This window comes from Salicibibacter cibi (assembly GCF_016495865.1).
Classification (GTDB): Bacteria; Bacillota; Bacilli; order Bacillales; family Marinococcaceae; genus Salicibibacter; species Salicibibacter cibi.
Window position 1 is genome coordinate 3176071 of the sequence record NZ_CP054706.1, and the last position, 22328, is coordinate 3198398.

A 22328-nucleotide genomic window follows, 5' to 3' on the forward strand; every position below is an offset into this window, starting at 1 on the left:
CTTTGTTTCTCAGGTCCATTGTCATGCTTTTTCGCCCTCAAATCGTGCATACACTTTTCGATTCGAACGCGGATGCCAACGACCACGCAGAGGAACGAAAGCAATGGATCAGCGATGCGTAGCGATGAGCAGGCAGCTCGAGATCGCGCATGATAGAGGTAAGCAGGAAAATAACCTTTTTTAGCAAAATGGTACCCACACCTAACCAAGAAAAGAAACCAATCGCTGAAAGGATTATGGTACACATTGTATCCGATTTTACAGTGATTGAGCATATTTAGGGAATGCTGAACAACTTGCAGTTATCAGCTGAAGCCGGGATGCCGCTTCCATGGCTTCGCTTTCCGCGGACGAACGGTCAAGCCTCCTCGCGCAAAACCGGCGCTGCGGGGTCTTGACGCGTCCGTTTTTCCGCTGGAGTCTCGCCATTGCAGCACCATCCCTCCGTACGTTGCCAGAAGTGCAAGGGTTTTTTGCTTTTAGGATGGATTTACTTGCATCCAGTTTTGACAACACCAACGGAAAATACTTATGTGCCAGTCTTTTTCCGTTATTCAGCAGTCCCTATTTATGTTAAATTTTATCGATACCATTTTGGAGTCCTTTCGTCCTTGCTTTAATCGTGTTGCTAACTTCCATTAGTTTGTCGTCATCATTATAGGCTTGATGCTACGTGCGGATTATTTAGGAGCTATCGGTTTCAAATGTTTTCAGCTTAAAAAATGTAAAAATTAACAAACCGTGAATAGCTTTTTCATGCTATACACGGTCTATCCTTACAAGATTGGCGAAAGTAAACGAGAAATATCTTCTTTGAATTTAATCCATAAGGACCGTTTATGATAACGCTCAAGTGTTAATTCAGTACTTAACTTACAGTCCTCTTCATATATATTGTACAATTCTTTAGAAACTGCTTCGTCATAAGTAATCGCACTCACTTCAAAATTTAATCGGAAGCTTCGGGAATCGACATTCATCGTACCGACAGCAGAAATTTTCTGGTCAACGACGATGGTTTTTGCATGTAGAAATCCATTCTCATAAAGCAATATTTTCGCTCCGTATTCTAACAAGCCTCCGGCATATGCCCATGTTGCCCAGTAAACAAACGGATGATCCGGTTTGCAGGGGATCATAATCCGAATATCTACTCCTGATAATAGTGCCATTTTACAAGCATCCATAAAGCTGGTATCTGGTATAAAGTATGGCGTTTGAATACAGACGCTTTCCTTAGCTGAGAGAATCATCTTAATATACATGTTCTTTAAATGCTCTGTCTCTGAATTTGGACCGCTGGAAACAACTTGCACAGGGCTTGTTCCATGATGCTTTTCTAAATGGAAGCAAAAATCTTTATAATCATCATGCTCTTTGTCTTTTCCGGCCTGATGCCAGTCCATGATAAATCTTACTTGGGTATCGTTGACAGCATTTCCATATATTTTTAAATGTGTATCCCGCCAGTAACCAAATTTTTTGTTCTCCCCAAGATATTCATCGCCGACATTGAAACCGCCAATATAGGTTAATTCCCCGTCAATAATGACCAGTTTTCTGTGATTTCGGTTATTCATTCGGAAATTAATCAATTTTAATAATGATGGAAAGAACACACGTACTTCTCCGCCAGCCTGTTTTAAATCCTCAAAGAATCCAGACGGTAATTTTTTTGATCCGACTTCATCATATAAAACACGAACCTTAACACCCTCTTTTGCTTTTGTTATCAGTGCATCTCTTAACCTTTTTCCGAGATGATCTGGCTGGATAATATAATATTGCACATTAATTTCTCGTTTTGCAGCCTGGATGTCATTCAATAGAGCATCAAACTTTATATGACCATCGTTAAATATGTAAATCTCATTATCCTCTGATAACCTACCATGAGAAGAACGCAGATTCATGGTGATTATGTCATTGTACTGCTTTAACCAAGGCACTTGTTTTTCCTCGTCTATCAGCTTTAATTGTGTGTCTACATCCTCTTTTAGCAGTTTTTGTTCTTCTGTTGTTAATTTGTAAAAGTTATTTTGTTTTAAACTGCGACCTAAGAAAATATAAATTAAAAATCCAACGATAGGTAAAAAAAATAAAACTAGCAACCATGCCCAAGTATAGCCGATATCTCTTTTCTCAAAAAATATCACACCTAGGGCCAGTAATAAATTAATAAAAATAACGATAGAAGCAATCATTGTAATAATATTACCTATTTCCATTTCCAAAAATACACACTTTCTTTATTTGCATTTAAACCATTTCATTACGAATATATCAGCTTTATTTCTACTACACTATATCGAATTGAAATTTTAGTCAATGATAATTAGATTAACTACATTAGGGATTGCTGAACAACTTGCGGCTATCAGCTGAAGCCGGGATGCCGCTTCCATGGCTTCGCTTTCCGCGGACGAACGGTCAAGCCTCCTCGCGCAAAACCGGCGCTGCGGGGGCTTGACGCGTCCGTTTTTCCGCTGGAGTCTCGCCATTGCAGCACCATCCCTCCGTACGTTGCCAGAAGTGCAAGGGTTTTTTGCTTTTAGGATGGATTTCCTTGCATCCAGCTTCGACAACACCAACGGAAAATGCTTATGGGCCAGTCTTTTTCCGCTATTCAGCAGTCCCTACATTAGATTTACTAATATATATCAGTTGGTTTTTGCGCTCATCTATTTTTTTGGTGGGTTTTTATACTTACACAAAGGTGGCAGTAATACATATGCCTAGCGATGTTATTTTACTGAGTGAAAATTATGCTTGGTGGGATAAAGAAGAGGATGACATGTACAATGAGCAGTAACAGAAAGACGAAACAGGGGGAGGTTTGGTTGGGGTAGACCAGCAGGGAAGGACATGGGGATCTTGGAACAATTTCCTGGTAGCGAACCCCGCTATCAGGTTTTTTTCGTAAAGCAGATAGCTATTTTTTGGTCGACAGAAACATTCGACCCATAATAAAAAGACCAAGCATTGATTAGCCTAGTCCTCGTAATCGACAATTGCTCCTAGCTTTTCAATCGCCTCGGAAACAACTTCTTTAGGTGCCGACACACAAAACGGTACCCTCTTGCTTTGAGATCCAATGCCCTTGGGCTAGCTTTTTTAATTATGTTCTTGTTATCGATGAATTGGATGGTTGGTTTGTGACAATGGCAATGGCAATGGCAAAGAGATAACGCTATCTGAAGCATTCTTAAATAGAAATAAACCCCAAAAGTTTGCATTCTCTCGATTTCTTTAATCATCTTCAATGTCTTGATACTTATGTAACGATTGGAGTTCCATGTGATTAGCGTTGGCGGAACTCCAATACATGTCATCATTGAGGCTAAACGACCATTTCATCAATGTCATCCTCAAGTTCTTCCTCAAGCTCTTCAAAATAATTATTCTCAATGAATTCTTCCATCTCGGTAAGTTCATCTATATCGATAACATCGGTTTCTTCTGCAATTTGAACCATTTGAATGTAAGCGGTGGCCAGTAGGTGATTGCCTTCAACGATTCCGTCATAAAACGCTTCTTCCAATTCAGGGTCATGCTGTTCTTCGTGGATGTCATCAAATTGACCATCCAAGATTTCTACAACGTCGTGATGAACTTGCATCCCTTCCAAGTATGCCGCACGTATAAACTCGACTTCATCTGTTGTGAATTCGGCACGTTCCATGTTGCGGATACGCTCAGGTACAACATCCATAAAACGATCGTAATGAACATCGACAGTGACGTTTTGCTCAACGGCATTAACTACACTTCTTAAATAAGATGTATACTCACTGGAATGTTGCGGGAATTCTTCATCAATTTGCGCCTCAAAGAAAACGACTAAGTCATCTTCCAAATCGCTTTCGGAAGATTCTACTTCGACCCCGACGTCCGGCCAAGCGCCTTCATACTCAAACGGTTCGAATGAGTTCCCCCCATTGTTTCCGCTTTCATCTTCTTCCTCCGCAAAGTCTCTCCAAGACCCATTGTCGTCTTCTTCATCAAAATCTCTCGAAGATCCATTTTCTGTATCATTCTCGCTTTCCTCTTCCTCTTCGGTTGCCTCAATGTCCTCATCCGTGCCATCACTTTCTTCAGCTTCTTCAGCTTCCGTAGTGTCATCATCATTGTCCGTTGCACCATCACCCGTCGCTTCTTCTTCATCATCTCCACACGCAGCTAACAGTGTTACGCTTAGAAACATTGTGGCACGTCTGATGCTTGATCGCGTTCGAATAAGTTCAATTTTTTTCTTTCTTTGGAGTAGACACGCTTTTACCTGTTCCAAATGCAGTTCTTTTTCCTGAAATTTTTCGTTTGGTTTCTTCCGAAATATACAAAGTATTTTATCGGGATACAAAATGAGAAACCAATTACTTTTAGCAGAAAAATTCTTATAAGCAGCGATTCCCATATAGATCATAATAGATACCATTAATACTCCACCGAACATTATACCCAGTGTGTTTATTCCGTCAAATGGATGAAAAAAGATTAATTCAAGTACAGTTATAGCACCAAAAAAAGCCGCGATCGTTACGATGAGAAAAAGCACGCCCCAAATCTTATTCCCAATACTTTTCGCACTGTTTGACCGTAGATTTGCTACTGCAGAGATGATGTTTGGATTGTCATCAACACCTGCTTGACGAACAATTGTTTTGATTGCCAATCAGAACACCCCCTGCTTCATTTTTTATTCCCCATGAACTTCGATGTTACCTCCTAAACAATCGTGCCTTTTCTGTAAGTTACCTTTTACGGTTTGGTCCTCTTTTTCCATATGACTAATAATACAACCAACATGACAATGATGAGTATAAGAAAAATAGACGGCCAACCAATCGTCCTCATCATTTTCCCCCTTGTTAAAGATAAAGAATATGCTATTGGAAATTGACGCTACTCAAAGAACATGAAGAAAAGCTTGATCGTGACGATCGAACTTTTTAAAAAGGAAAACCAACCGATATATAAGCAAGTGAACAAACAAGAACTAGCAAGAGAAATTTAATAAATGTTTCCTTATAAGGTTCCTCTAGAAAGGAACACCCCAAGTTCAACACCTATCTCTTCATGGTTATTACATTGTGACACTTTCACACATAATTATGGATTTGACTTTCAATTGACCTCTAACAAGCTAAATTCCCGTGGCCGGGGGCGATGGAGCGTTCGGAATCTCGATGTCTGGGACCAAAACTTTTTTCAACGATTAGTTTATACTTTTTACCGGTAAGAACGACGAGATGTTGAGACTCGTTCAGTCGTATCCCTCGCACCTGCTCAGCTAAACATTTCATTGAAATAATATCATCACTTTTATGGCTAAACGATAAGTCATAGGGTCCGGGAACAGTGTCCTCCGGCAGCAAAAATTCGTGTTTCGCTGATAAAACCACCCATCGGGGATGAAACATCTCTGCGTATGCACGGCATAGACGGTGAAATGTCCCAACGTAGGCATCGCAGGCAAAGACGGGCCAATCTCCCCTTCTTTGTCTCAGATTTTTTTATTTCCACATGGGAGAATGGCAAGGGTTGTCAAAAAATCACCGTCCTACTTTAGGGATTGCTGAACAACGTGCAGCTATCAGCTGAAGCCGGAATGCCGCTTCCATGGCTTCGCTTTCCGCGGACGAACGGTCAAGCCTCCTCGCGCAAAACCGGCGCTGCGGGGGCTTGACGCGTCCGTTTTTCCGCTGGAGTCTCGCCATTGCAGCACCGTCCCTCCGTACGTTGCCAGAAGTGCAAGGGTTTTTTGCTTATAGGATGGATTTCCTTGCATCCAGTTTTGACAACACCAACGGAAAATGCTTATGTGCCAGTCTTTTTCCATTATTCAGCAGTCCCTACTTTACATTAAGAAAAACAGTACAATAATCACGATCAAAACTAATCCTACACCCATACATCCAATCACGCCGCACCCCGCACCGCCACCAAGTCCCCCACGGTACCCTCTGCGATAACGGCGACGACGGCCCCCGAACATGGAGCCTAATGCCATGCCGCCGAGGAAAGAACCTGTGCCACCCCTGCCGCTACTATTTGACGAGCGACTTGTCGCACGACCGGAGGAGCCGCCCGCAGATCCGCGTGGTCTGCCACCGCGAGCAACGCCCGCTCCTACTTTCGAACGCCCTCCACCACGACGTCCTCCGCCTCCTCTTCTTCCTCTTCTGCTCATTACTGAACCTCCCATTTTCTTATTGCTATTCTTTTATTTCATCAAAATTCATGCTTCGTTTCTTATGCCCTGAGTCACGCTTCTTCGCTTTCAAAACGTGCATACACTTTTCTATTTGACCGCGGCCCGTCGAACTCACAATAATAAATGCCTTGCCACGTCCCGAGTACCAGTTTTCCGTCCTTTACAAACACTGTTTCACTCGTCCCCACGGTGCTCGCTTTCAGATGGGCTGCTGTATTTCCTTCCCCGTGCCGGTCTTCAGGGTGGTCCCAAGGATAAATTTCATCCAGGCGCCGTATAAAGTCTGTTTTGACATCGGGGTCAGCATTTTCATTAATCGTTAAACCCGCGGTCGTGTGCATGTTAAAAAGCGTGACGATGCCATCGCGATACCCCTCTTTCCTTACCCAACCTTGAATATCTCCGGTGATGTCAAGCATTTCATCCCGTTTAGATGTTTTATACTGAAACAGTTTCATAAAAATTCCTCCTTATACCAGATCCACACGTGACCGAATGGCGTTGGCGAGCAGCAAAATGAGCCAAAAGGCGAGGATGCCGATGATGAGAATAACCCCCGCGAGTGCATATCCCAATGCTTCCATGTAATTGAAAATCTCAGTGACAAACACGCCCATCAGCGTGCCTATCATGACCACCATCATATAAAAAATAAAGGTTATCCCCCATTTAATAACGGGATGTTTTAATAACGTGAGCATGGCAATCACCGAAGGAGCCAGGACAAACATCGTTGCCATTTGTGCGCTTGCATGGATAAGGATTTCAGAAAGAGGCGCATCTCCAAACCCGATCATTCTTCCAAATCCTTCAAGCATAACCCAAATCACACCGATGAGCATGACAACGAGCGCCCGTGCTTGAAAGAAAGTTTTTAAAGGAAAGGGCAGCGAAAGCATGAACCTTCTCGTTTTATGTTTATCATCTATTTGCGTCAACGTCAGCGCCAATATGAATATGATCACGAAGCCGGTCACGGAATAATCTGTGTAAAATACAGCCCCGGCGACCGGCGCAATGATTACAATAAAAACAATTGCCCAGCGCAATAGCCAAAGATCCAATTTCATAAGAGCCGCCATTACATGCCACCCCCTAAATAATAATCATGCAAATCTTCCAAGGTGGCTTGCTTCAATCCTTCCTCTTCTTCAGGCTTTTTTTTATGTATCGTACCGTCAGCAGCTACAGCATGATTTTCCCGCATCTTATCTACCGGACCGTGCGCGAGAATCTCTCCTTTTTCCATCAACCAGATCGTTGTAGCAAGCTGCTCCATATCGTCCAAAATATGCGAAGAAAAAATAATCGTTGTTCCACGCTTTTTATTTTCCTCATTCAACAATGCAATCATTTGTTTTCTTGACTTCGTGTCCAAGCCGGAGGTAGGTTCATCGAGCACCAACACTTCCGGATGGTGGGCAAGCGCTACTGCAATACCGGTTTTCATGCGCATGCCACGTGAGTATGTCTTTACTTTTTTCTTTTTATCGACGTCAAATTGATCGAGCAATGAAAAAAAATACATGTCATCCCAGCCTGAATATACCTCGCTTAAAAATGAAGACAGTTTCAACGCATGCATATCATCGTACACCGATAAATCATCGAAAACAAAGCCGACTGTTTGCTTCCATTCTTGCATTGACATTGCTGCTCCCTGGTCCGTATGCCGATAAATATTGCCACTCGTCGGGCGGATTAATCCGAGTACGAGTTGAATCATCGTCGACTTCCCTGCGCCGTTGTTGCCGATGACACCGAGAATTTCTCCCTTTTCAATCACCTGCCCGGGCAGCGATAATATGAATTGATCCCTTTTCTTTGTAACTTCGTCAAACTCGAGAGACATGGACATCCGATCACCTCGAAAATCATTTTGTTGAAAGATGGAATAGATCTATTTTCATGGTATAATATCCACCAAAGCTTTCCAATTATCTGATCATCTTTTTAAGCATCGCCATCATTTCACTTTATCAAAATTATCGTTTGATCGCATTATAATTTCGCGGTAGATTCCCAACAATCAACGAAAAAGATCGCCGATATCGTCCACGAGATTCAAGAACAGTCCGGAACAGTCGCCAAAGAAGTACATCGCAGCAAAAGCGCCATCGATGAAAGTCTTGATTGCAACTGGAAGCATTAAATGAAGATTTATCGAAATTAGTGGTGGACAGCTCTAAATAAAAACAACATTTCCACGGCGAACTTTTAGAAGTTCGCCTGTTTTTCATTTTAAGAGTGTTTAGATTTGGTAAATAATTAAGTATAGAGCCTCTGCCAAAATTAAAAATGAGGGGGAACATCACTGAAAAGTCTCTGTTTGTCAAATCGCAATCCTTTGGGCGCCATGAATGTACAGAATCTAGCATATACTGGCATCATCGGATCGTTACGAAGCCATAAAACAACTCACTTTTTCATTTCATGGCGTCCATTGGACGGCAAATCATCGAATTTGGACATTGGCAGACGAAGACCTATGTCCATCATTCTGCTTTAACGGAAAAAAATGATAAATGTCATTGGGTATAAGTAGGGATTGCTGAACAACTTGCGGCTATCAGCTGAAGCCGGGATGCCGCTTCCATGGCTTCGCTTTCCGCGGACGAACGGTCAAGCCTCCTCGCGGCGCTTCGGGGTCTTGACGCGTCCGTTTTTCCGCTGGAGCCTCGCCATTGCAGCACCGTCCCTCCGTACGTTGCCAGAAGTGCAAGGGTTTTTTGTTTATAGGATGGATTTCCTTGCATCCAGTTTTAACAACACCAACGGAAAATGCTTATGTGCCAGTCTTTTTCCGTTATTCAACAGTCCCTAAGTAAAACTAAGGCTTCCACTGGTGGAAGCCTTAGTCCTTTAAGGTTAATCGGAAGACACAAGCGTGCGCACTGCGTCAATGACCTCTTCCGGATGATCGGTGTGCAAAAAATGATCACCTTCGGAAACGACGATCTGTTCACTTTCTGCAGACCATTCCAGTAAGTCTTTTTGCGATTCGCCCCAACCTTCCATATCGTTTGCGCCACCGGTGATAATCGTTAATGGAATGTCACCTATCTCTCCGCCATCAAGCACGGCATGACCGTTGTTGTTTAAATGCGACCTCTCTTCCAACATGGTGTTGTTCCAGAGGTTTTCCATCGTCTGCTTGCGATTTAATTCAAGAACGTCATCCGGTAAATTTTCATTTGTATCCAAGAACCCCGGATAGATGGATCCGAAAGCGCGAACAATTCCGGTATTTCGTAAAAATTGCATGGCTCTAAAGGGCAGCACATTCGGAAAAGAGTAGGTCGTCAACACATATAAACATCAGATCTTTCACCTTTTTTACCATATATCTTTATTTAAAGATATATGAAATAATAGTAAGGAGCGATTGTATGATAACCCTTTATACGACTTCAAGTTGTACATCTTGCAGAAAGGCAAAAACATGGTTGCAAGAGCATGATATTCCTTTTAGAGAACGGAATTTGTTTTCTGAGACAATAACTGCGGACGAAATTAAAAGCATTTTAAGTTTAACTGAAGACGGAACGGATGAGATTATTTCGAAACGCTCAAAACAATTTCAAAACAGTGATGTTAATATTGAGCAATTGCCGATAAGTGATCTATTCCGTTTCATTCAAGAAAATCCCGGCATACTAAAACGGCCCATTATCGTTGATGAAAAGCGTCTGCAAGTCGGCTACAACGAAGATGAAATCCGCATGTTTCTACCAAGAACCGTCCGCAAGTTTCAACTAGAGGAAGTGCTGGACGCCGTTAACTAATAAGGAAATACTTTAGATAAAAAAACCATCGATCACCCATAATAAATCGTACGAACAACGACGTCTATTTAAATACAACAATGGAGGATTTTATTATGGAACATTTAAAAGGAATACATCACGTGACAGCCATCACGAGCAGCGCAGAGAAAATTTATGAATTTTTCACGTATGTATTGGGCATGCGTTTAGTCAAAAAAACGGTGAATCAGGATGACATTCAGACCTATCACTTATTTTTTGCAGATGATGAAGGAAACCCGGGTACGGATATGACATTCTTTGATTTCCCCGGCATTCCAAAAGGTGTGCACGGTACGAATGAGATTGCAAAAACGTCCTTCCGTGTGCCGAGTGACGAAGCTTTGGACTATTGGGTGAAACGTTTTGACCGTCTGGAAGTAAACCACAAAGGCGTCAAGGAGCAATTCGGGAAAAAGACGCTTTCGTTTGTCGATTTTGACGATCAACAATATCAGTTGATTTCTGATGAAAACAATCAAGGCGTTGCTTCCGGCACACCGTGGCAAAAAGGACCGATCCCTTCGGAATATGCGATTACGGGGCTAGGGCCAATCTTTGTACGCGTGGATAACGTTGATTATTTTAAGGAAATGATGGAGAAGATATTATTATTTAAGGAAATTGGCAAAGAAGGCTCTTTCCGCTTGTTTGAGGCAGGCGAAGGCGGGAATGGTGCCCAAGTTATCGTGGAGTATAATGCGATTCTTCCCCAAGCACGACAAGGGTATGGAACGGTTCATCATACCGCATTCCGCGTTAACGACCGTGCGCATTTGGATGAATGGATGAAACAATTGCAGTCGTTCAATGTACCGAATTCCGGTTATGTGGAACGCTATTATTTCGGTTCATTATATTCCAATGTTGCTCCGCGCATATTGTTTGAATTTGCTACCGATGGTCCCGGCTTCATGGGCGACGAACCGTACGAAACACTTGGAGAAACGTTATCTTTGCCTCCATTCTTTGAATCCGAACGCAAAGAAATTGAAAAACAAGTCCGCGCCATTGACACAGTGAGAAGCACGAAGGAGTTTGAAAAGGAACACGAATAATGCACAATTGTGGGAAAGAGAACTCGCTACCTTGTTTATAGCGAGTTTTTTTACATATTCCAACGCAACACGAGACATAAAAAAATAAATGCCAAGTTGCACCAAAATAGAATGTGAGAAACAGGGATAAAAAAGTTGTACTTTTGCCAAAATGACATCCTAATACCCGCACCTAATTTGCGAGGTTATTATGGAAGAAAATTCAAATTCACATTAAAGTAAAGCAATCTTTAGCTTTTTTTGGCAGAAAGAGTGCAATTCTTATTTTTCTTGCGCCTCGGTAACAGAAGATCGCAATATCGTTTCAATGATCCTTAAACCACTTTCTTAGGTGGTTAATATGAGCCTGATGATACCTATTGTGGTCTGCAATATGCCATAGGCCCCAGCGAATGGTTGCTTGTTTTTCATTTTCATGTCCGAAAGAGATCACTTTTACTAAATCATCGTCTCTAAGTTGCGCGCAAGCTTCTTGCAACATTTTAATAACACCCTCATGGTTAGACAACAAAGCATTCATAGACTTGTCTTTAACCATTGGAAGCTTCCCATTTGTGTCTAATGCAGGTCCGTATTTTTCTTCTAAAGAAGAGGGAAGGGATTGTCCTTTGATTCTATACACCCAATTAACATCAACATACGTGAGATGGTTTATTAACTGAGCCGCACTATTAAAGGTGTTATTTGGACCCTTGTAATCCACCTCTTCTTGTGACATCCCATTACTGATTAATTGTAGTCGTTGGCTATTTTCCTTCACAGCCGAGTATAACAATCCCACTATCGGTGACATGTTTACGTCACCTTGTAAATCGAAAAACATCGGTTAAATCCACCTTTGAAGGGAGTTTAATATTTAAAGAATGCGCCTTTTAACAGAATAACTATAAATATTCTGGCAAATGATGCTTATACATTTCAACCGCATCTGTATGCTCTTTTAAAACGGCAAGTGTTTTTGCATGTGGTTTTGCGTAAATGATCGGATAATCTTTTTCGTCTTTATCTTCATCAACCCTAAAAGCCAATAATTCTTCAACCGTTGAAAATTGAGCATCAATCCCTTCTTTATTTCCACGGGCATCTAATCGAATCCATTTATTAAGCGATTTTAGAAAAATGGCATTTAGGGCATGGATACAATAACCCTTCTCTGGTGTATCAAACAGCATTAAGCGTTGATAACAAAAGCCCGTTGGGATATTTTGCGAACGTAACAAAGCAGCAAGTAAATGGGACTTTGCATAACAAATTCCTTCTTTATAAGCCAAGGTACTTGAAGCTTTACAAGTAACCCTGGTTCCTTGAATATCCCATGAATGAAGGATTTCATCTCTGACAAATTCGAACGCAATCTTAGCTTTCTCTCCTTCTGTTTGAGAGCGATCAAAAAGTTCAGCAATTTTCTTCTGAACGATCGGTTGGGCATAGTTAACCTCATTGGAGTCCATTAAATAATCATTCATTTCCTCGGACTCACAAATCATATTCATAGCTCACCCCTCTATTTATGTATAATTAATTATATTTGAGTATAATTATACATAAGCACACGACTTTTTCAAGGCTTTGCAACTTCTTTCTTATTAACCAATCTGATCCGTTAACGGAAGAATACAAACGATTAAGCTACGTCAGAATCGCGTCAGCCCTTTTTAAGGTTTAATTTCGATGCTTCTTATCTATCCTGTTTCAGACATTAGAAAACTTGGCTTTTCGCCAATCCTTTATGACGAAAAGTCTTAGTTGCACTTAGGTAGGTAGGGATTGCTGAACAACTTGCAGTTATCAGCTGAAGCCGGGATGCCGCTTCCATGGCTTCGCTTTCCGCGGACGAACGGGCAAGCCTCCTCGCGCAAAACCGGCGCTGCGGGGGCTTGACGCGTCCGTTTTTCCGCTGGAGTCTCGCCATTACAGCACCGTCCCTCCGTACGTTGCCAGAAGTGCAAGGGTTTTTTTGCTTATAGGATGGATTTCCTTGCATCCAGCTTTGACAACACCAACGGAAAATGCTTATGTGCCAGTCTTTTTCCGTTACTCAGCAATCCATCAAAAATATCCATTTTAACCCTAGAAATGAGAAAACTATTGCTACCGTTAGCAGTCTCTAACGGGCTACACCGCCAAACTGCTAGGTGTTTTTCGGGCATTTCCTGCGTTATTTTCCGCTCAGAAATTGCTGTATGTACCGTCAAATAAACAATGGCGGAGGAGGAGGGATTCGAACCCCCGCGGGCCGTGAAGCCCCTAGTAGATTTCGAGTCTACCCCCTTCAGCCGAACTTGGGTACTCCTCCGAAAACGCCGTACAGCTTTATATCCTAACGGAAATGTTGTTTTTTTTCAAGCGATCTGTTTAAATTTCCGAATAGGACTTATCGTCCAACATCTTATCGCTGATTCGCTCTACACCTCCGCACATGATAAGATAACGTTTGACTACATTTTTAAGGGAGATAATCATGCACAAAGTCATCGTCGTTGGCGGCGGCCCCGCAGGTTTAATGGCTGCCGTTGCCGCTGCGTCTCATGGTGCAGACGTTACGTTAATCGATAAAGGAAATAAGTTGGGTCGTAAACTGGCAATCTCCGGCGGCGGGCGCTGCAATGTGACGAATCGCATGGATGAGCGTGAGCTGATTCGTTACATTCCCGGGAACGGGAAATTTATGTATAGCCCGTTTTCCGTCTTTAATAACGAAGATATCATTGCTTTTTTCGAAGGATTAGGCATTGCCCTCAAAGAAGAAGACATGGGGAGAATGTTTCCGGTGAATGATAAAGCAGCTACTGTCGTACAAACACTGCTCGACCAACTTCGCCTCAAAGGAGTCGAGACAATCACCGATCAACGTGTCACCGGTCTCACCTTTGATCAAGAACGCGTAACAGGGGTGAAATTGGAAAATAATACCGTTGCTTCAGCTGACCAAGTCATCGTTGCGACAGGCGGTACTTCCGTGCCGCACACGGGTTCTACCGGTGATGCTTATCCGTGGGCAAGAAACGCCGGACATACCGTTACCGAGCTTTATCCAACGGAAGTTCCCATCACCTCAAGTGACCCATTCATCCGTGAGCGGGCATTGCAAGGCTTATCCCTTCGAGATGTTGAACTGACTGTCTGGAATCAAAAAAAGAAAGCAATCGTAAAACATGAAGGCGATATGCTTTTTACACACTTTGGAATATCCGGACCGATTGCTCTACGCTGCAGCCAATACATCGTGAAAGAGCGGAAGAAGACTGGCGGCCAACCCGTTAAATTAAGCATTGACCTTCACCCAGGAAAAAAAGTTGGGGATTTGGAACAAATGCTTCAAAAAATGAAAAAAGCTAGCGGCGAAAAATCCTGCAAAAATGTCCTTTCTTCGCTCGCACCGGAACGTTTTCTCCTTCTTTTATTGGAACGGGCACACATTGATGCCTCTTCATCTTTAAAAGATGTCCGTGCCGAAACACTGCAAGCGTTGGCAAAGGAAATGAAACATTTTACCTTCTCATCCGACGGCACGCTCTCGTTGAAAAAAGCATTCGTCACCGGTGGAGGGGTTTCGGTTAAAGAAATCGAGCCAAAAACGATGCAATCAAAAATAAAACAGGGGCTTTATTTTTGCGGGGAAGTGCTCGATATCCACGCATATACGGGCGGCTTCAATATTACCTGTGCATTTTCAACGGGACATACAGCAGGGAAAAGCGCGGCAGACATTCGTGACAACTAAAAACGATATCAGCCGAAATCGGGAATATATCAGCCAAAAACAACATTATATCAGCCGAAACTAACAATAAATCAGCCATTTAAGTTCACGAGCAAATAACGAGCGAGAAGTCACTGCCTCTCGCTCGTTTTTCTAATTCGCTACGATATTGACCAGTTTGCCCGGCACCGCAATTACTTTTCGAATGGTTTTTCCCTCGATATTGGAGGCGACTTTTTCATCCGCCAATGCAATTTCTTCCATTTCTTCTTTCGTTGCTTCTTTTGACATATTCACTTTCGAGCGTACTTTTCCGTTTACTTGCAAGACGATTTCCACTTCATCTTCAACGAGGTATGCTTCATTATACGTTGGCCATTGTTCATACGTAATCGATGTCGTGTAGCCTAGGATAGACCATAACTCTTCCGCTACATGTGGGGTGATTGGCGACATCATTTTTACAAAGCCTTCCATCGCTGTCCGCGGGATACTTTCTGCCTTATAGCAAGCATTGATAAACACCATCATTTGGCTAATGCCGGTGTTAAAGCGCATGTGCTCAAAATCATCGCTTACCTTTTTGACGGTTTGATGATAAACGGGCCACAGGGGATGTTCATCTCCCACCTCATCTGTAACAGCAGAAGCCAACTGTCCATCCTCCGCAACGAAAAGCCGCCATACGCGATCAAGAAAGCGCCGGGACCCATCCAATCCGGTTTCGGACCAAGCAACCGCTGCATCTAGCGGGCCCATGAACATTTCGTACAAACGCAGGGTATCCGCACCGTGACTGTCAAGAATATCGTCCGGATTAACGACATTTCCTTTTGATTTGCTCATTTTTTCATTGTTTTCGCCGAGAATCATCCCCGGATTAAACAACCGCTGAAATGGTTCTTTTGTTGGGACGACGCCAATGTCATACAAAAATTTATGCCAGAAACGCGCGTACAACAAGTGAAGCACTGCGTGTTCAGCACCGCCGACATACATATCGACCGGAAGCCAGTATTTCAGCTTCTCCGTGTCGGCCAAAGCTTCTTCGTTATGCGGATCGATGAAACGCAAGAAATACCAGCAGCTCCCTGCCCATTGCGGCATCGTGTTTGTCTCGCGACGCCCTTTCATTCCCGTTTTTGGATCAGTCACTTCCAACCATTCCGTCGAGTTCGCGAGCGGAGACTCCCCGTTTCCGGGTGGCTTAAATTCATCCAAATCAGGGAGCACCAAAGGAAGTTCGTTTTCGTCGACAGCAGACATGGAACCATCTTCCCAATGAATGATCGGGATCGGCTCTCCCCAATAGCGTTGGCGGCTGAACAGCCAGTCACGTAGCCGATAACTGATTTGTTTTTGACCGGCATCCCGATCTTCCAGCCACGCAATGATTTCTGTTATAGCTTCTTCCTTATACAATCCATTGAGAAAATCAGAATTAACATGTTCACCTTCGCCGGCATAGGCTTCTTCCTCGATATTGCCACCAGTCACGACTTCACGAATCGGCAGCTCGAATTTACGCGCGAACTCGTAATCCCGTTCATCATGAGCGGGTACGGCCATAACAGCGCCGGTTCCGTAGGTAATCAACACGTAATCCGCGATCCATACCGGGATTTCTTCTCCGTTCACTGGATTGGTCGCATATGCCCCTGTGAACACACCGCTTTTTTCTTTTGTCAATTCCGTCCGTTCCAAATCGCTCTTCAAGGAAACTGCTTTTTTGTAAGCTTCCACGTTTTCGCGTTGGTCTGCGGTCGTTATTTTATCCACCAATTCATGTTCAGGCGCCAGCACCATATAGGTGGCGCCGAACAATGTATCGGGGCGGGTTGTAAACACGCGAATCGGTTCCTTTTCTTTATCAGCGACTGTAAACGTGACGTCCGCACCTTCGGATCTGCCGATCCAATTGCGCTGCATTTCTTTAATGCTTTCCGGCCAATCAATTTCTTCCAAATCGTCCAAAAGACGATCAGCATAGGCGGTGATATTTAACATCCATTGCTTCATGGGACGACGTTCGACCGGATGCCCGCCCCGTTCGCTTACACCGTCAATAACTTCTTCGTTCGCAAGCACCGTTCCGAGAGCCGGGCACCAATTCACCGGTACTTCATCGATATACGCCAGCCCGTGCTTATACAGCTGTAAAAAGATCCATTGGGTCCATTTGTAATAATTGGGGTCCGTCGTATCTATTTCCCGGTCCCAATCGATGGAAAAACCCAACGCCTTAATTTGGCGACGAAAATTCTGGATGTTTGCTTCCGTAAAAACACCGGGGTGGTTATTCGTATCAAGGGCGTACTGTTCGGCTGGTAAACCGAAAGCATCCCACCCCATCGGGTGCAAGACGTGATACCCTTGCATGCGTTTCATGCGGGCTAAAATGTCTGTCGCTGTATATCCTTCCGGATGCCCGACATGCAGTCCTTCTCCCGAGGGATAAGGAAACATGTCCAATACGTAAAATTTAGCCTTTGATTGGTCATCGCCGTCTGTTTGGAACGTTTTGTCTCGTTCCCAGAAATCCTGCCATTTTTTCTCTATTTCTTTATGGGCAAAAGCCATTGCTGCCGCCTCCTTTACTCAGAAAAATGAAACCCGCCCCTTCATCAGGGACGGGATCATCGCACGTATGTATCGCTTTCTCGTTTCGCAACATTGATACACTATGTTCCCGTACTTCTTGATACTGCCATTGTAGGGATGAACGCTGTTGTTGTCAAGATTTGGGGAGATATAGTGTTGATATCTGAGGATGCGACGCACCCACGGCGACCGACCTTAAGTCCGAGAACGCTTTTCGAGCTCCATAAAAGGCTCATGGTGCCCGACCTCAGAGTCGATAACCCATTTGGGGCACCATGACTGACGTCCATTATATCATTTCATGAAAAATGAGCGGGCGTTCCTCCAGCGCATGATCACTGATTTGATAACTGTCTTTTACGACCGAGATCACTTCCGAGACATCATCACGATTCGCGTGCAAGGCAACGAGAGCGTCCCCTTTTTCCACCCAATCGCCGACTTTTGCTTTCATTTCCACACCGACGGCATGGTCGATGCTGTCTTCTTTTGTCATTCGTCCTGCCCCCAACATGCTTGCCGCTCGACCGATGTCTGTCGCGTCAATGCTTGAGACATAACCGGAAGCCGTCGCTTGTACCGTTACGATATTATTCGCTTTCACGAGACGTTCAGGATGATCAACAAGGCTCGGATCAGCTCCTTGGTTCACGATAAAATCCCGAAACAGGCTTAGCGCACGTCCATCTTGGATCAAGTCGTTTGCCAATGCTTCTCCCGCTTCTACCCCTTCAGCTTTGCCTCCGAGAACGAGCATGTGCGCCGCCAAGCGAACGCTCAAGCGGCGGATATCTTCCGGCCCATTCCCTTGCAATACATCAATGGCTTCTTTCACTTCCAAAGCGTTGCCGACCATGCTGCCAAGCGGTTGATCCATATCGGAAATGACGGCAACCGTTCTCCGATCCAATTCATTGCCGATATTCACCATCGTTTGCGCGAGTTCTTTCGCAGCCGGGAGATCCGTCATAAAAGCCCCGCTTCCGACTTTGACATCCAACACAATCGCGTCAGAACCTGCAGCTATTTTTTTGCTCATAATTGAACTTGCAATCAACGGCATAGCATTAACAGTAGCGGTCACGTCACGAAGCGCATACAGTTTTTTATCTGCCGGCGTCAAATTCCCTGATTGCCCGGCGATCGCTATTTTGTATTTGTTTACAAGATTCATAAACGTATCTTCGTCCAGTTCCGTTTCAAAACCCGGGAAAGCCTCCAACTTATCGATGGTTCCGCCAGTATGGCCTAAACCGCGGCCTGACAATTTTGCCACGGGAACGCCTGCCGCTGCAACGATTGGCGAGAGAATGAATGTCGTTTTGTCCCCAACTCCGCCGGTCGAGTGCTTATCTACTTTGATTCCGGCAATTCGCGACAAATCCAATTGGTCGCCGGATGCTGCCATCGCTTTCGTGAGCGCTGCACTTTCTTGCTCGTTCATACCTTGAAAATAAACCGCCATGGCAAACGCAGATGCCTGATAGTCCGGAATCCGGTCTTCTGTGTATGCCCGGACGAAATCATCAATTTCTTTTATTGCCAGTGTTTCACCATCTCTTTTTTTTGCAATTAAATCTACCATTCGCATACGTAGTACCTCCTATCGTTCATCTTGCCTTTCATTAACGAGCGTATTAAGATTATACCGTATATCGTTTAACCTTTGCCATCGAGGTGAAATCGTGGAATTCCTGATTGCTATCGTGCCTATCCTTGGCGTTTTTATTTTATTATTTGTTTTGAAGCAATCGTCTTTGCGCGCAGGCTTATTTGCTTATGGGGTCGCCGTTTTAATTACCGTTTTGACTTCTTCATTTTCGTTGGACATGGAAGGGGTTTTTCAAGCCTCTATCAAAGGGTTATTAATTTCGTTCATTGCCGCTTATGTTTTATTTTTTGGGATCTTCCTGTTTCATCTTATGAATAAAGCAGGAGCCATCGATGCTATTGCGCTTTTTATTTCCCGATCAACAGATGACAAGATCTTGCAGATGCTCCTATTGATCGTAGGTTTTTCTCCTTTAATAGAATCCACGAGTGGATTTGGCACCGCATTTTTAGTCGTCGCACCCATCTTGATTGCATTAGGATTTTCCCGTGTGAAAGCTGCTTTGATTGGGCTTGTCAGCTTACTTGCCGTACCTTGGGGCGCGCTTGCTACCGGAACGTTGATTGGAGCTGAGTCAGGCAATATTTCCCTTCAAGATTTGGGGCTAGGAAGTGCGATCATCAGCATCCCGATATTCATTTATTTTGTCCTTATTGCCGTCTATATTGCCGGCGGCTGGAAAGCGCTACGAAAAAATTGGAAAGAAACAGCATTGTTACTTTTAACGTTCAATACTTCGATTTTACTTTTCAATGCTTACATAAGCGTTGAATTGGCAGGAGTTTTAGCTTCTTTAATGACTATAGGCATCGGGCTTTCCGTCATTAAAATAAAGGCTAAAAATCAAACGGCAACCGACGAGGTACCGAAACCTGTAAATATTTTAAAAGCAATAAGTCCTTATCTTTTATTAACCATTTTCATTATGATTTCCCGATTGGTACCGTCTGCAGAACAATTCTTATCCTCCCATTTCGTCGTCGATCTGCCTGAGTACGAGTTTTCATTGGCACTGATATATTCGCCGGGCTTCTGGTTATTTGTTTCTTGTGTCCTTACGATCATCATCTTTAAAATCAATAGGAAAATCATACAGCACGCTTTTAAAGCGACCTTGCAACAGTGGATCCCTTTTGCCATCACAACATCTTCCTTCGTCGCAATGGCTGAAATTATGGCTGCTTCCGGGATGACGACACTGATTGCAACAATCGCCGCGAGCGTATTGGGCAGTAGTTTTGTTCTTATTTCCCCTTTTATCGGAGCATTAGGCGGCTTTCTCACCGGAAGCAATGCAGGGGCAAACGCGATGTTTATCAACTTGCAGGTGCAAACAGCACATCAGTTAAGCATTCCCCCGGAATTATTAGCCTATGCACAAAATACAGGTGCTTCCCATGCGACCATGGCTTCGCCTTCGCGGGTAATGTTAGGTGCATCCCTGTGTAATATCCGTTCACAAGAGGGCCAATTATTAAAAAACATGCTTTTCATTGTGTTTGGAGCTCTGTTGATGATTATGATGATAATCGCCGCTTGGTTTTGGATGCTTTAAGTGCTTACAGCAGCATGCTACAATGAACAAATTGAGAGGTGCGTCCATGCGTTTATATGGAGTTATTCCGTTTGCTCATCATTTGTTGGAAAAAACGATCTCGCACGGGGACACGGTAGTAGATGCGACGACGGGAAACGGGCATGATACCGTCTTTCTCGCGAAACGCGTAGGCGCTACAGGATACGTCGTCGGTTTCGACATTCAACATCAAGCAATCCATAACACACGAACTCGACTGCAAAGAGAAAAGCTTGATGAACATGTGGAACTAATTGAAAACAGCCATACTTATATAGAAGAAATGTTTAAAAACAAAGGGTATGCCGCTCCGAAAGCAGCCATTTTCAATCTTGGCTACTTACCCGGGAGCAACAAAAGCCTCACCACAAACAGTGAATCAACGATCACTGCCATCAACCAATTACTTACAATCATGCCGACCACAGGATTGATCGTTCTCGTCATCTATCACGGACACGAAGAAGGAAAAAAGGAACGCGATGCTCTTCTTTCTTTTACATCCTCCCTCAATCAGGAACATGTCTTGGTCGCACGTTATGAATTCAGCAATCGTAACAATCACCCGCCGTTCTTGCTTGCACTGGAAAAACTATAAGTTGGAGATGTCAAAGCATGCACATTATCATCGTTGGCGCCGGGATACTCGGTGCCTCTACCGCTTATCACTTGTCAAAAGAAGGGCACGCTGTGACGATTGTCGACCGGGGAGACAACGGCCAAGCAACTGCAGCGGCTACGGGGATGATTTGCCCGTGGCTCTCCCAACGTCGAAATAAAGCGTGGTATACACTTGTGAAAAACGGTGCTGCTTACTACCCCAAAGTCATTGCAGAACTGGAAAAAGACGGGGAAACGAACGCCGGATATAAACGGGTCGGCGCCCTTCGCCTCCATACCGACGAAAAAAAATTAAGGGAAACAATGGAACGGGCGAAAATCAAGCGACAAGAAGCACCGGAAATCGGCGAACTCCTTCTTTTATCGCCTCGAGAAACGAAGGAACGTTTTCCGCTGCTTAGTGATGGACCATACAGCAGTCTTTATGCCGAAGGGGCCGCCCGTGTGGATGGGCGTCTGTTGCGAGATGCTTTGTTGAGGAGCGCAGAAAAGGCAGGGGCAGCCTTTATCAAAGGAGATGCTGTACTGTTAAAAGAAGAAACTAGCGTAGCCGGTGTCAAAGTCAACGAAAAAGAGATATCCGGTGATACGGTCGTTGTCACCGCCGGCGCCTGGGCGCAGTCCTTGATGGGTCCCTCCGGCATTGATGTACAAGTGACAGAACAAAAAGCACAAATCCTCCACCTGCACCTCCCCCATACAAAGACAGGGGATTGGCCGATCGTGATCCCGCCCGGCAAGCAATACATCGCTCCCTTTGAACAGGGACGGATCGTTGCGGGTTCCTCGCAGGAAAACGATGCCGGTTTTGATGAACGAGTAACTGCGGGGCCGGTTCACGAGATCCTATCGAAAACGTTACAGGTTGCACCGGGCCTTGCCGACGCAGAATGGACCGACACACGCGTCGGTTTCCGTCCGTTCACCCCGAATTTCCTGCCTGTATTCGGGAGGTTGCCGGGGCTTAGCGGCCTTGTTTTCGCCAATGGCCTTGGCGCAACCGGTTTAACGATGGGACCATACTTAGGTTCTGTTCTCGCGCGCATGGCAATTGGAGAGGATGTAGAGTTGAATGTAGCGGATTATGCGATTCAAACAAGGCGTCTGTCGTAAAAAGCTTACCCGGATAATTATTCA

The 22328-nt window shown here is 44.2% G+C and carries 24 protein-coding genes and 1 tRNA gene; 7 read left to right on the top strand and 18 right to left on the bottom strand.

The window, feature by feature from the left end:
- Positions 1-305: 305 nt before the first annotated feature.
- From HUG20_RS19630 to HUG20_RS19635, 3 genes are all read right to left on the bottom strand, one after another.
- Complete coding sequence (locus tag HUG20_RS19630) at positions 306-437, bottom strand: hypothetical protein (protein WP_281392430.1); 132 nt, start codon at positions 435-437, stop codon at positions 306-308.
- A gap of 339 nt (positions 438-776) precedes the next feature.
- The gene (gene cls / locus HUG20_RS15755) at positions 777-2228 is read right to left on the bottom strand and encodes a cardiolipin synthase (RefSeq protein WP_200090548.1); all 1452 of its coding nucleotides are present in this window, start codon (positions 2226-2228) and stop codon (positions 777-779) included.
- 149 nt (positions 2229-2377) lie between these two features.
- Positions 2378-2509: a hypothetical protein gene (locus HUG20_RS19635; protein ID WP_281392436.1), complete on the bottom strand. Its 132-nt coding sequence runs from the start codon at positions 2507-2509 to the stop codon at positions 2378-2380.
- A gap of 57 nt (positions 2510-2566) precedes the next feature.
- Here HUG20_RS19635 and HUG20_RS15760 point away from each other — a divergent pair, with 57 nt between their 5' ends.
- Positions 2567-2812, top strand: coding sequence for a hypothetical protein (locus HUG20_RS15760; protein ID WP_200085644.1), 246 nt, complete (start codon positions 2567-2569; stop codon positions 2810-2812).
- A 528-nt stretch (positions 2813-3340) separates the two neighbouring features.
- On the opposite strand, the gene HUG20_RS15765 is transcribed toward HUG20_RS15760, so the two are convergent.
- From HUG20_RS15765 to HUG20_RS15800, 9 genes are all read right to left on the bottom strand, one after another.
- Complete coding sequence (locus tag HUG20_RS15765) at positions 3341-4672, bottom strand: DUF308 domain-containing protein (protein ID WP_200085645.1); 1332 nt, start codon at positions 4670-4672, stop codon at positions 3341-3343.
- A gap of 463 nt (positions 4673-5135) precedes the next feature.
- The gene (locus HUG20_RS20025) at positions 5136-5507 is read right to left on the bottom strand and encodes a DUF6884 domain-containing protein (RefSeq protein WP_425504123.1); all 372 of its coding nucleotides are present in this window, start codon (positions 5505-5507) and stop codon (positions 5136-5138) included.
- A gap of 86 nt (positions 5508-5593) precedes the next feature.
- The gene (locus HUG20_RS15770) at positions 5594-5788 is read right to left on the bottom strand and encodes a hypothetical protein (RefSeq protein ID WP_211199990.1); all 195 of its coding nucleotides are present in this window, start codon (positions 5786-5788) and stop codon (positions 5594-5596) included.
- Positions 5789-5857: 69 nt separating this feature from the next.
- Positions 5858-6190 carry a hypothetical protein gene (locus HUG20_RS15775; protein WP_200085647.1) on the bottom strand — a complete coding sequence of 111 codons (333 nt, stop codon included), beginning with the start codon at positions 6188-6190 and terminating at the stop codon, positions 5858-5860.
- A 74-nt stretch (positions 6191-6264) separates the two neighbouring features.
- Positions 6265-6672, bottom strand: coding sequence for a secondary thiamine-phosphate synthase enzyme YjbQ (locus HUG20_RS15780; RefSeq protein WP_200085648.1), 408 nt, complete (start codon positions 6670-6672; stop codon positions 6265-6267).
- A gap of 12 nt (positions 6673-6684) precedes the next feature.
- The gene (locus tag HUG20_RS15785; RefSeq protein ID WP_200085649.1) at positions 6685-7296 is read right to left on the bottom strand and encodes an ABC-2 transporter permease; all 612 of its coding nucleotides are present in this window, start codon (positions 7294-7296) and stop codon (positions 6685-6687) included.
- Positions 7296-8072, bottom strand: a complete 777-nt coding sequence (locus HUG20_RS15790) for an ABC transporter ATP-binding protein (protein WP_200085650.1) — start codon at positions 8070-8072, stop codon at positions 7296-7298. Before HUG20_RS15790 ends, HUG20_RS15785 begins: the two co-directional genes overlap by 1 nt.
- A gap of 670 nt (positions 8073-8742) precedes the next feature.
- A complete protein-coding gene (locus HUG20_RS15795) occupies positions 8743-8970 on the bottom strand; it encodes a hypothetical protein (protein WP_200085651.1) in 228 nt (75 codons plus the stop codon).
- 112 nt (positions 8971-9082) lie between these two features.
- Complete coding sequence (locus HUG20_RS15800; protein WP_211199991.1) at positions 9083-9523, bottom strand: alpha/beta fold hydrolase; 441 nt, start codon at positions 9521-9523, stop codon at positions 9083-9085.
- 80 nt (positions 9524-9603) lie between these two features.
- Here HUG20_RS15800 and spxA point away from each other — a divergent pair, with 80 nt between their 5' ends.
- On the top strand, positions 9604-9999 hold the full coding sequence (gene spxA, locus HUG20_RS15805) for a transcriptional regulator SpxA (RefSeq protein WP_200085653.1): 396 nt from the start codon (positions 9604-9606) through the stop codon (positions 9997-9999).
- A 95-nt stretch (positions 10000-10094) separates the two neighbouring features.
- A complete protein-coding gene (locus tag HUG20_RS15810; RefSeq protein ID WP_425504076.1) occupies positions 10095-11078 on the top strand; it encodes a ring-cleaving dioxygenase in 984 nt (327 codons plus the stop codon).
- Positions 11079-11382: 304 nt separating this feature from the next.
- Here the strand turns inward: HUG20_RS15810 and HUG20_RS15815 are convergent, their stop codons facing one another.
- The 4 genes from HUG20_RS15815 to HUG20_RS15830 form a co-directional block, all read right to left on the bottom strand.
- Positions 11383-11901 carry a DinB family protein gene (locus HUG20_RS15815; RefSeq protein WP_200085655.1) on the bottom strand — a complete coding sequence of 173 codons (519 nt, stop codon included), beginning with the start codon at positions 11899-11901 and terminating at the stop codon, positions 11383-11385.
- Between the two features lie 61 nt (positions 11902-11962).
- Positions 11963-12571 (bottom strand): transglutaminase-like domain-containing protein, encoded by a 609-nt coding sequence (locus HUG20_RS15820; protein WP_200085656.1) that lies wholly within the window; start codon positions 12569-12571, stop codon positions 11963-11965.
- Positions 12572-12777: 206 nt separating this feature from the next.
- On the bottom strand, positions 12778-12990 hold the full coding sequence (locus tag HUG20_RS15825) for a hypothetical protein (protein ID WP_200085657.1): 213 nt from the start codon (positions 12988-12990) through the stop codon (positions 12778-12780).
- A 291-nt stretch (positions 12991-13281) separates the two neighbouring features.
- Positions 13282-13374: transfer RNA gene (locus HUG20_RS15830), tRNA-Ser, on the bottom strand.
- A gap of 165 nt (positions 13375-13539) precedes the next feature.
- Between HUG20_RS15830 and HUG20_RS15835 the strand changes: the two genes are divergently transcribed.
- Positions 13540-14802, top strand: coding sequence for a BaiN/RdsA family NAD(P)/FAD-dependent oxidoreductase (locus HUG20_RS15835; RefSeq protein WP_200085658.1), 1263 nt, complete (start codon positions 13540-13542; stop codon positions 14800-14802).
- A gap of 132 nt (positions 14803-14934) precedes the next feature.
- Here the strand turns inward: HUG20_RS15835 and leuS are convergent, their stop codons facing one another.
- Together leuS and HUG20_RS15845 are read right to left on the bottom strand one after the other, a co-directional pair.
- Complete coding sequence (gene leuS / locus HUG20_RS15840; protein WP_200085659.1) at positions 14935-17361, bottom strand: leucine--tRNA ligase; 2427 nt, start codon at positions 17359-17361, stop codon at positions 14935-14937.
- A 310-nt stretch (positions 17362-17671) separates the two neighbouring features.
- Entirely contained in the window at positions 17672-18973 is a 1302-nt protein-coding gene (locus tag HUG20_RS15845) for a pyrimidine-nucleoside phosphorylase (RefSeq protein ID WP_200085660.1), read from the bottom strand.
- 94 nt (positions 18974-19067) lie between these two features.
- Between HUG20_RS15845 and HUG20_RS15850 the strand changes: the two genes are divergently transcribed.
- From HUG20_RS15850 to HUG20_RS15860, 3 genes are read left to right on the top strand one after another with little or no spacing between them, the layout of a single operon-like run.
- Positions 19068-20549, top strand: coding sequence for an L-lactate permease (locus tag HUG20_RS15850; protein WP_200085661.1), 1482 nt, complete (start codon positions 19068-19070; stop codon positions 20547-20549).
- 46 nt (positions 20550-20595) lie between these two features.
- A complete protein-coding gene (gene mnmM, locus HUG20_RS15855) occupies positions 20596-21168 on the top strand; it encodes a tRNA 5-(aminomethyl)-2-thiouridylate-methyltransferase MnmM (protein WP_200085662.1) in 573 nt (190 codons plus the stop codon).
- A 17-nt stretch (positions 21169-21185) separates the two neighbouring features.
- Complete coding sequence (locus HUG20_RS15860; protein ID WP_200085663.1) at positions 21186-22304, top strand: NAD(P)/FAD-dependent oxidoreductase; 1119 nt, start codon at positions 21186-21188, stop codon at positions 22302-22304.
- Positions 22305-22328 lie beyond the last annotated feature (24 nt).

Excerpts from the sequence above, each read along its gene's own strand:
- HUG20_RS15815 (WP_200085655.1), bottom strand. The coding sequence starts at position 11,901 with ATGTTTTTCGATTTACAAGGTGACGTAAACATGTCACCGATAGTGGGA.
- mnmM (WP_200085662.1), top strand. The coding sequence starts at position 20,596 with ATGCGTTTATATGGAGTTATTCCGTTTGCTCATCATTTGTTGGAAAAA.
- HUG20_RS15770 (WP_211199990.1), bottom strand. The coding sequence starts at position 5,788 with ATGCAAGGAAATCCATCCTATAAGCAAAAAACCCTTGCACTTCTGGCA.
- HUG20_RS15820 (WP_200085656.1), bottom strand. The coding sequence starts at position 12,571 with ATGAATATGATTTGTGAGTCCGAGGAAATGAATGATTATTTAATGGAC.
- HUG20_RS15810 (WP_425504076.1), top strand. The coding sequence starts at position 10,095 with ATGGAACATTTAAAAGGAATACATCACGTGACAGCCATCACGAGCAGC.
- HUG20_RS15790 (WP_200085650.1), bottom strand. The coding sequence starts at position 8,072 with ATGTCCATGTCTCTCGAGTTTGACGAAGTTACAAAGAAAAGGGATCAA.
- HUG20_RS15785 (WP_200085649.1), bottom strand. The coding sequence starts at position 7,296 with ATGGCGGCTCTTATGAAATTGGATCTTTGGCTATTGCGCTGGGCAATT.
- HUG20_RS15825 (WP_200085657.1), bottom strand. The coding sequence starts at position 12,990 with ATGGCGAGACTCCAGCGGAAAAACGGACGCGTCAAGCCCCCGCAGCGC.
- HUG20_RS15795 (WP_200085651.1), bottom strand. The coding sequence starts at position 8,970 with ATGCAAGGAAATCCATCCTATAAACAAAAAACCCTTGCACTTCTGGCA.
- HUG20_RS15780 (WP_200085648.1), bottom strand. The coding sequence starts at position 6,672 with ATGAAACTGTTTCAGTATAAAACATCTAAACGGGATGAAATGCTTGAC.
- leuS (WP_200085659.1), bottom strand. The coding sequence starts at position 17,361 with ATGGCTTTTGCCCATAAAGAAATAGAGAAAAAATGGCAGGATTTCTGG.
- HUG20_RS15860 (WP_200085663.1), top strand. The coding sequence starts at position 21,186 with ATGCACATTATCATCGTTGGCGCCGGGATACTCGGTGCCTCTACCGCT.
- spxA (WP_200085653.1), top strand. The coding sequence starts at position 9,604 with ATGATAACCCTTTATACGACTTCAAGTTGTACATCTTGCAGAAAGGCA.
- HUG20_RS15775 (WP_200085647.1), bottom strand. The coding sequence starts at position 6,190 with ATGAGCAGAAGAGGAAGAAGAGGAGGCGGAGGACGTCGTGGTGGAGGG.
- HUG20_RS15845 (WP_200085660.1), bottom strand. The coding sequence starts at position 18,973 with ATGCGAATGGTAGATTTAATTGCAAAAAAAAGAGATGGTGAAACACTG.
- cls (WP_200090548.1), bottom strand. The coding sequence starts at position 2,228 with ATGGAAATAGGTAATATTATTACAATGATTGCTTCTATCGTTATTTTT.
- HUG20_RS15835 (WP_200085658.1), top strand. The coding sequence starts at position 13,540 with ATGCACAAAGTCATCGTCGTTGGCGGCGGCCCCGCAGGTTTAATGGCT.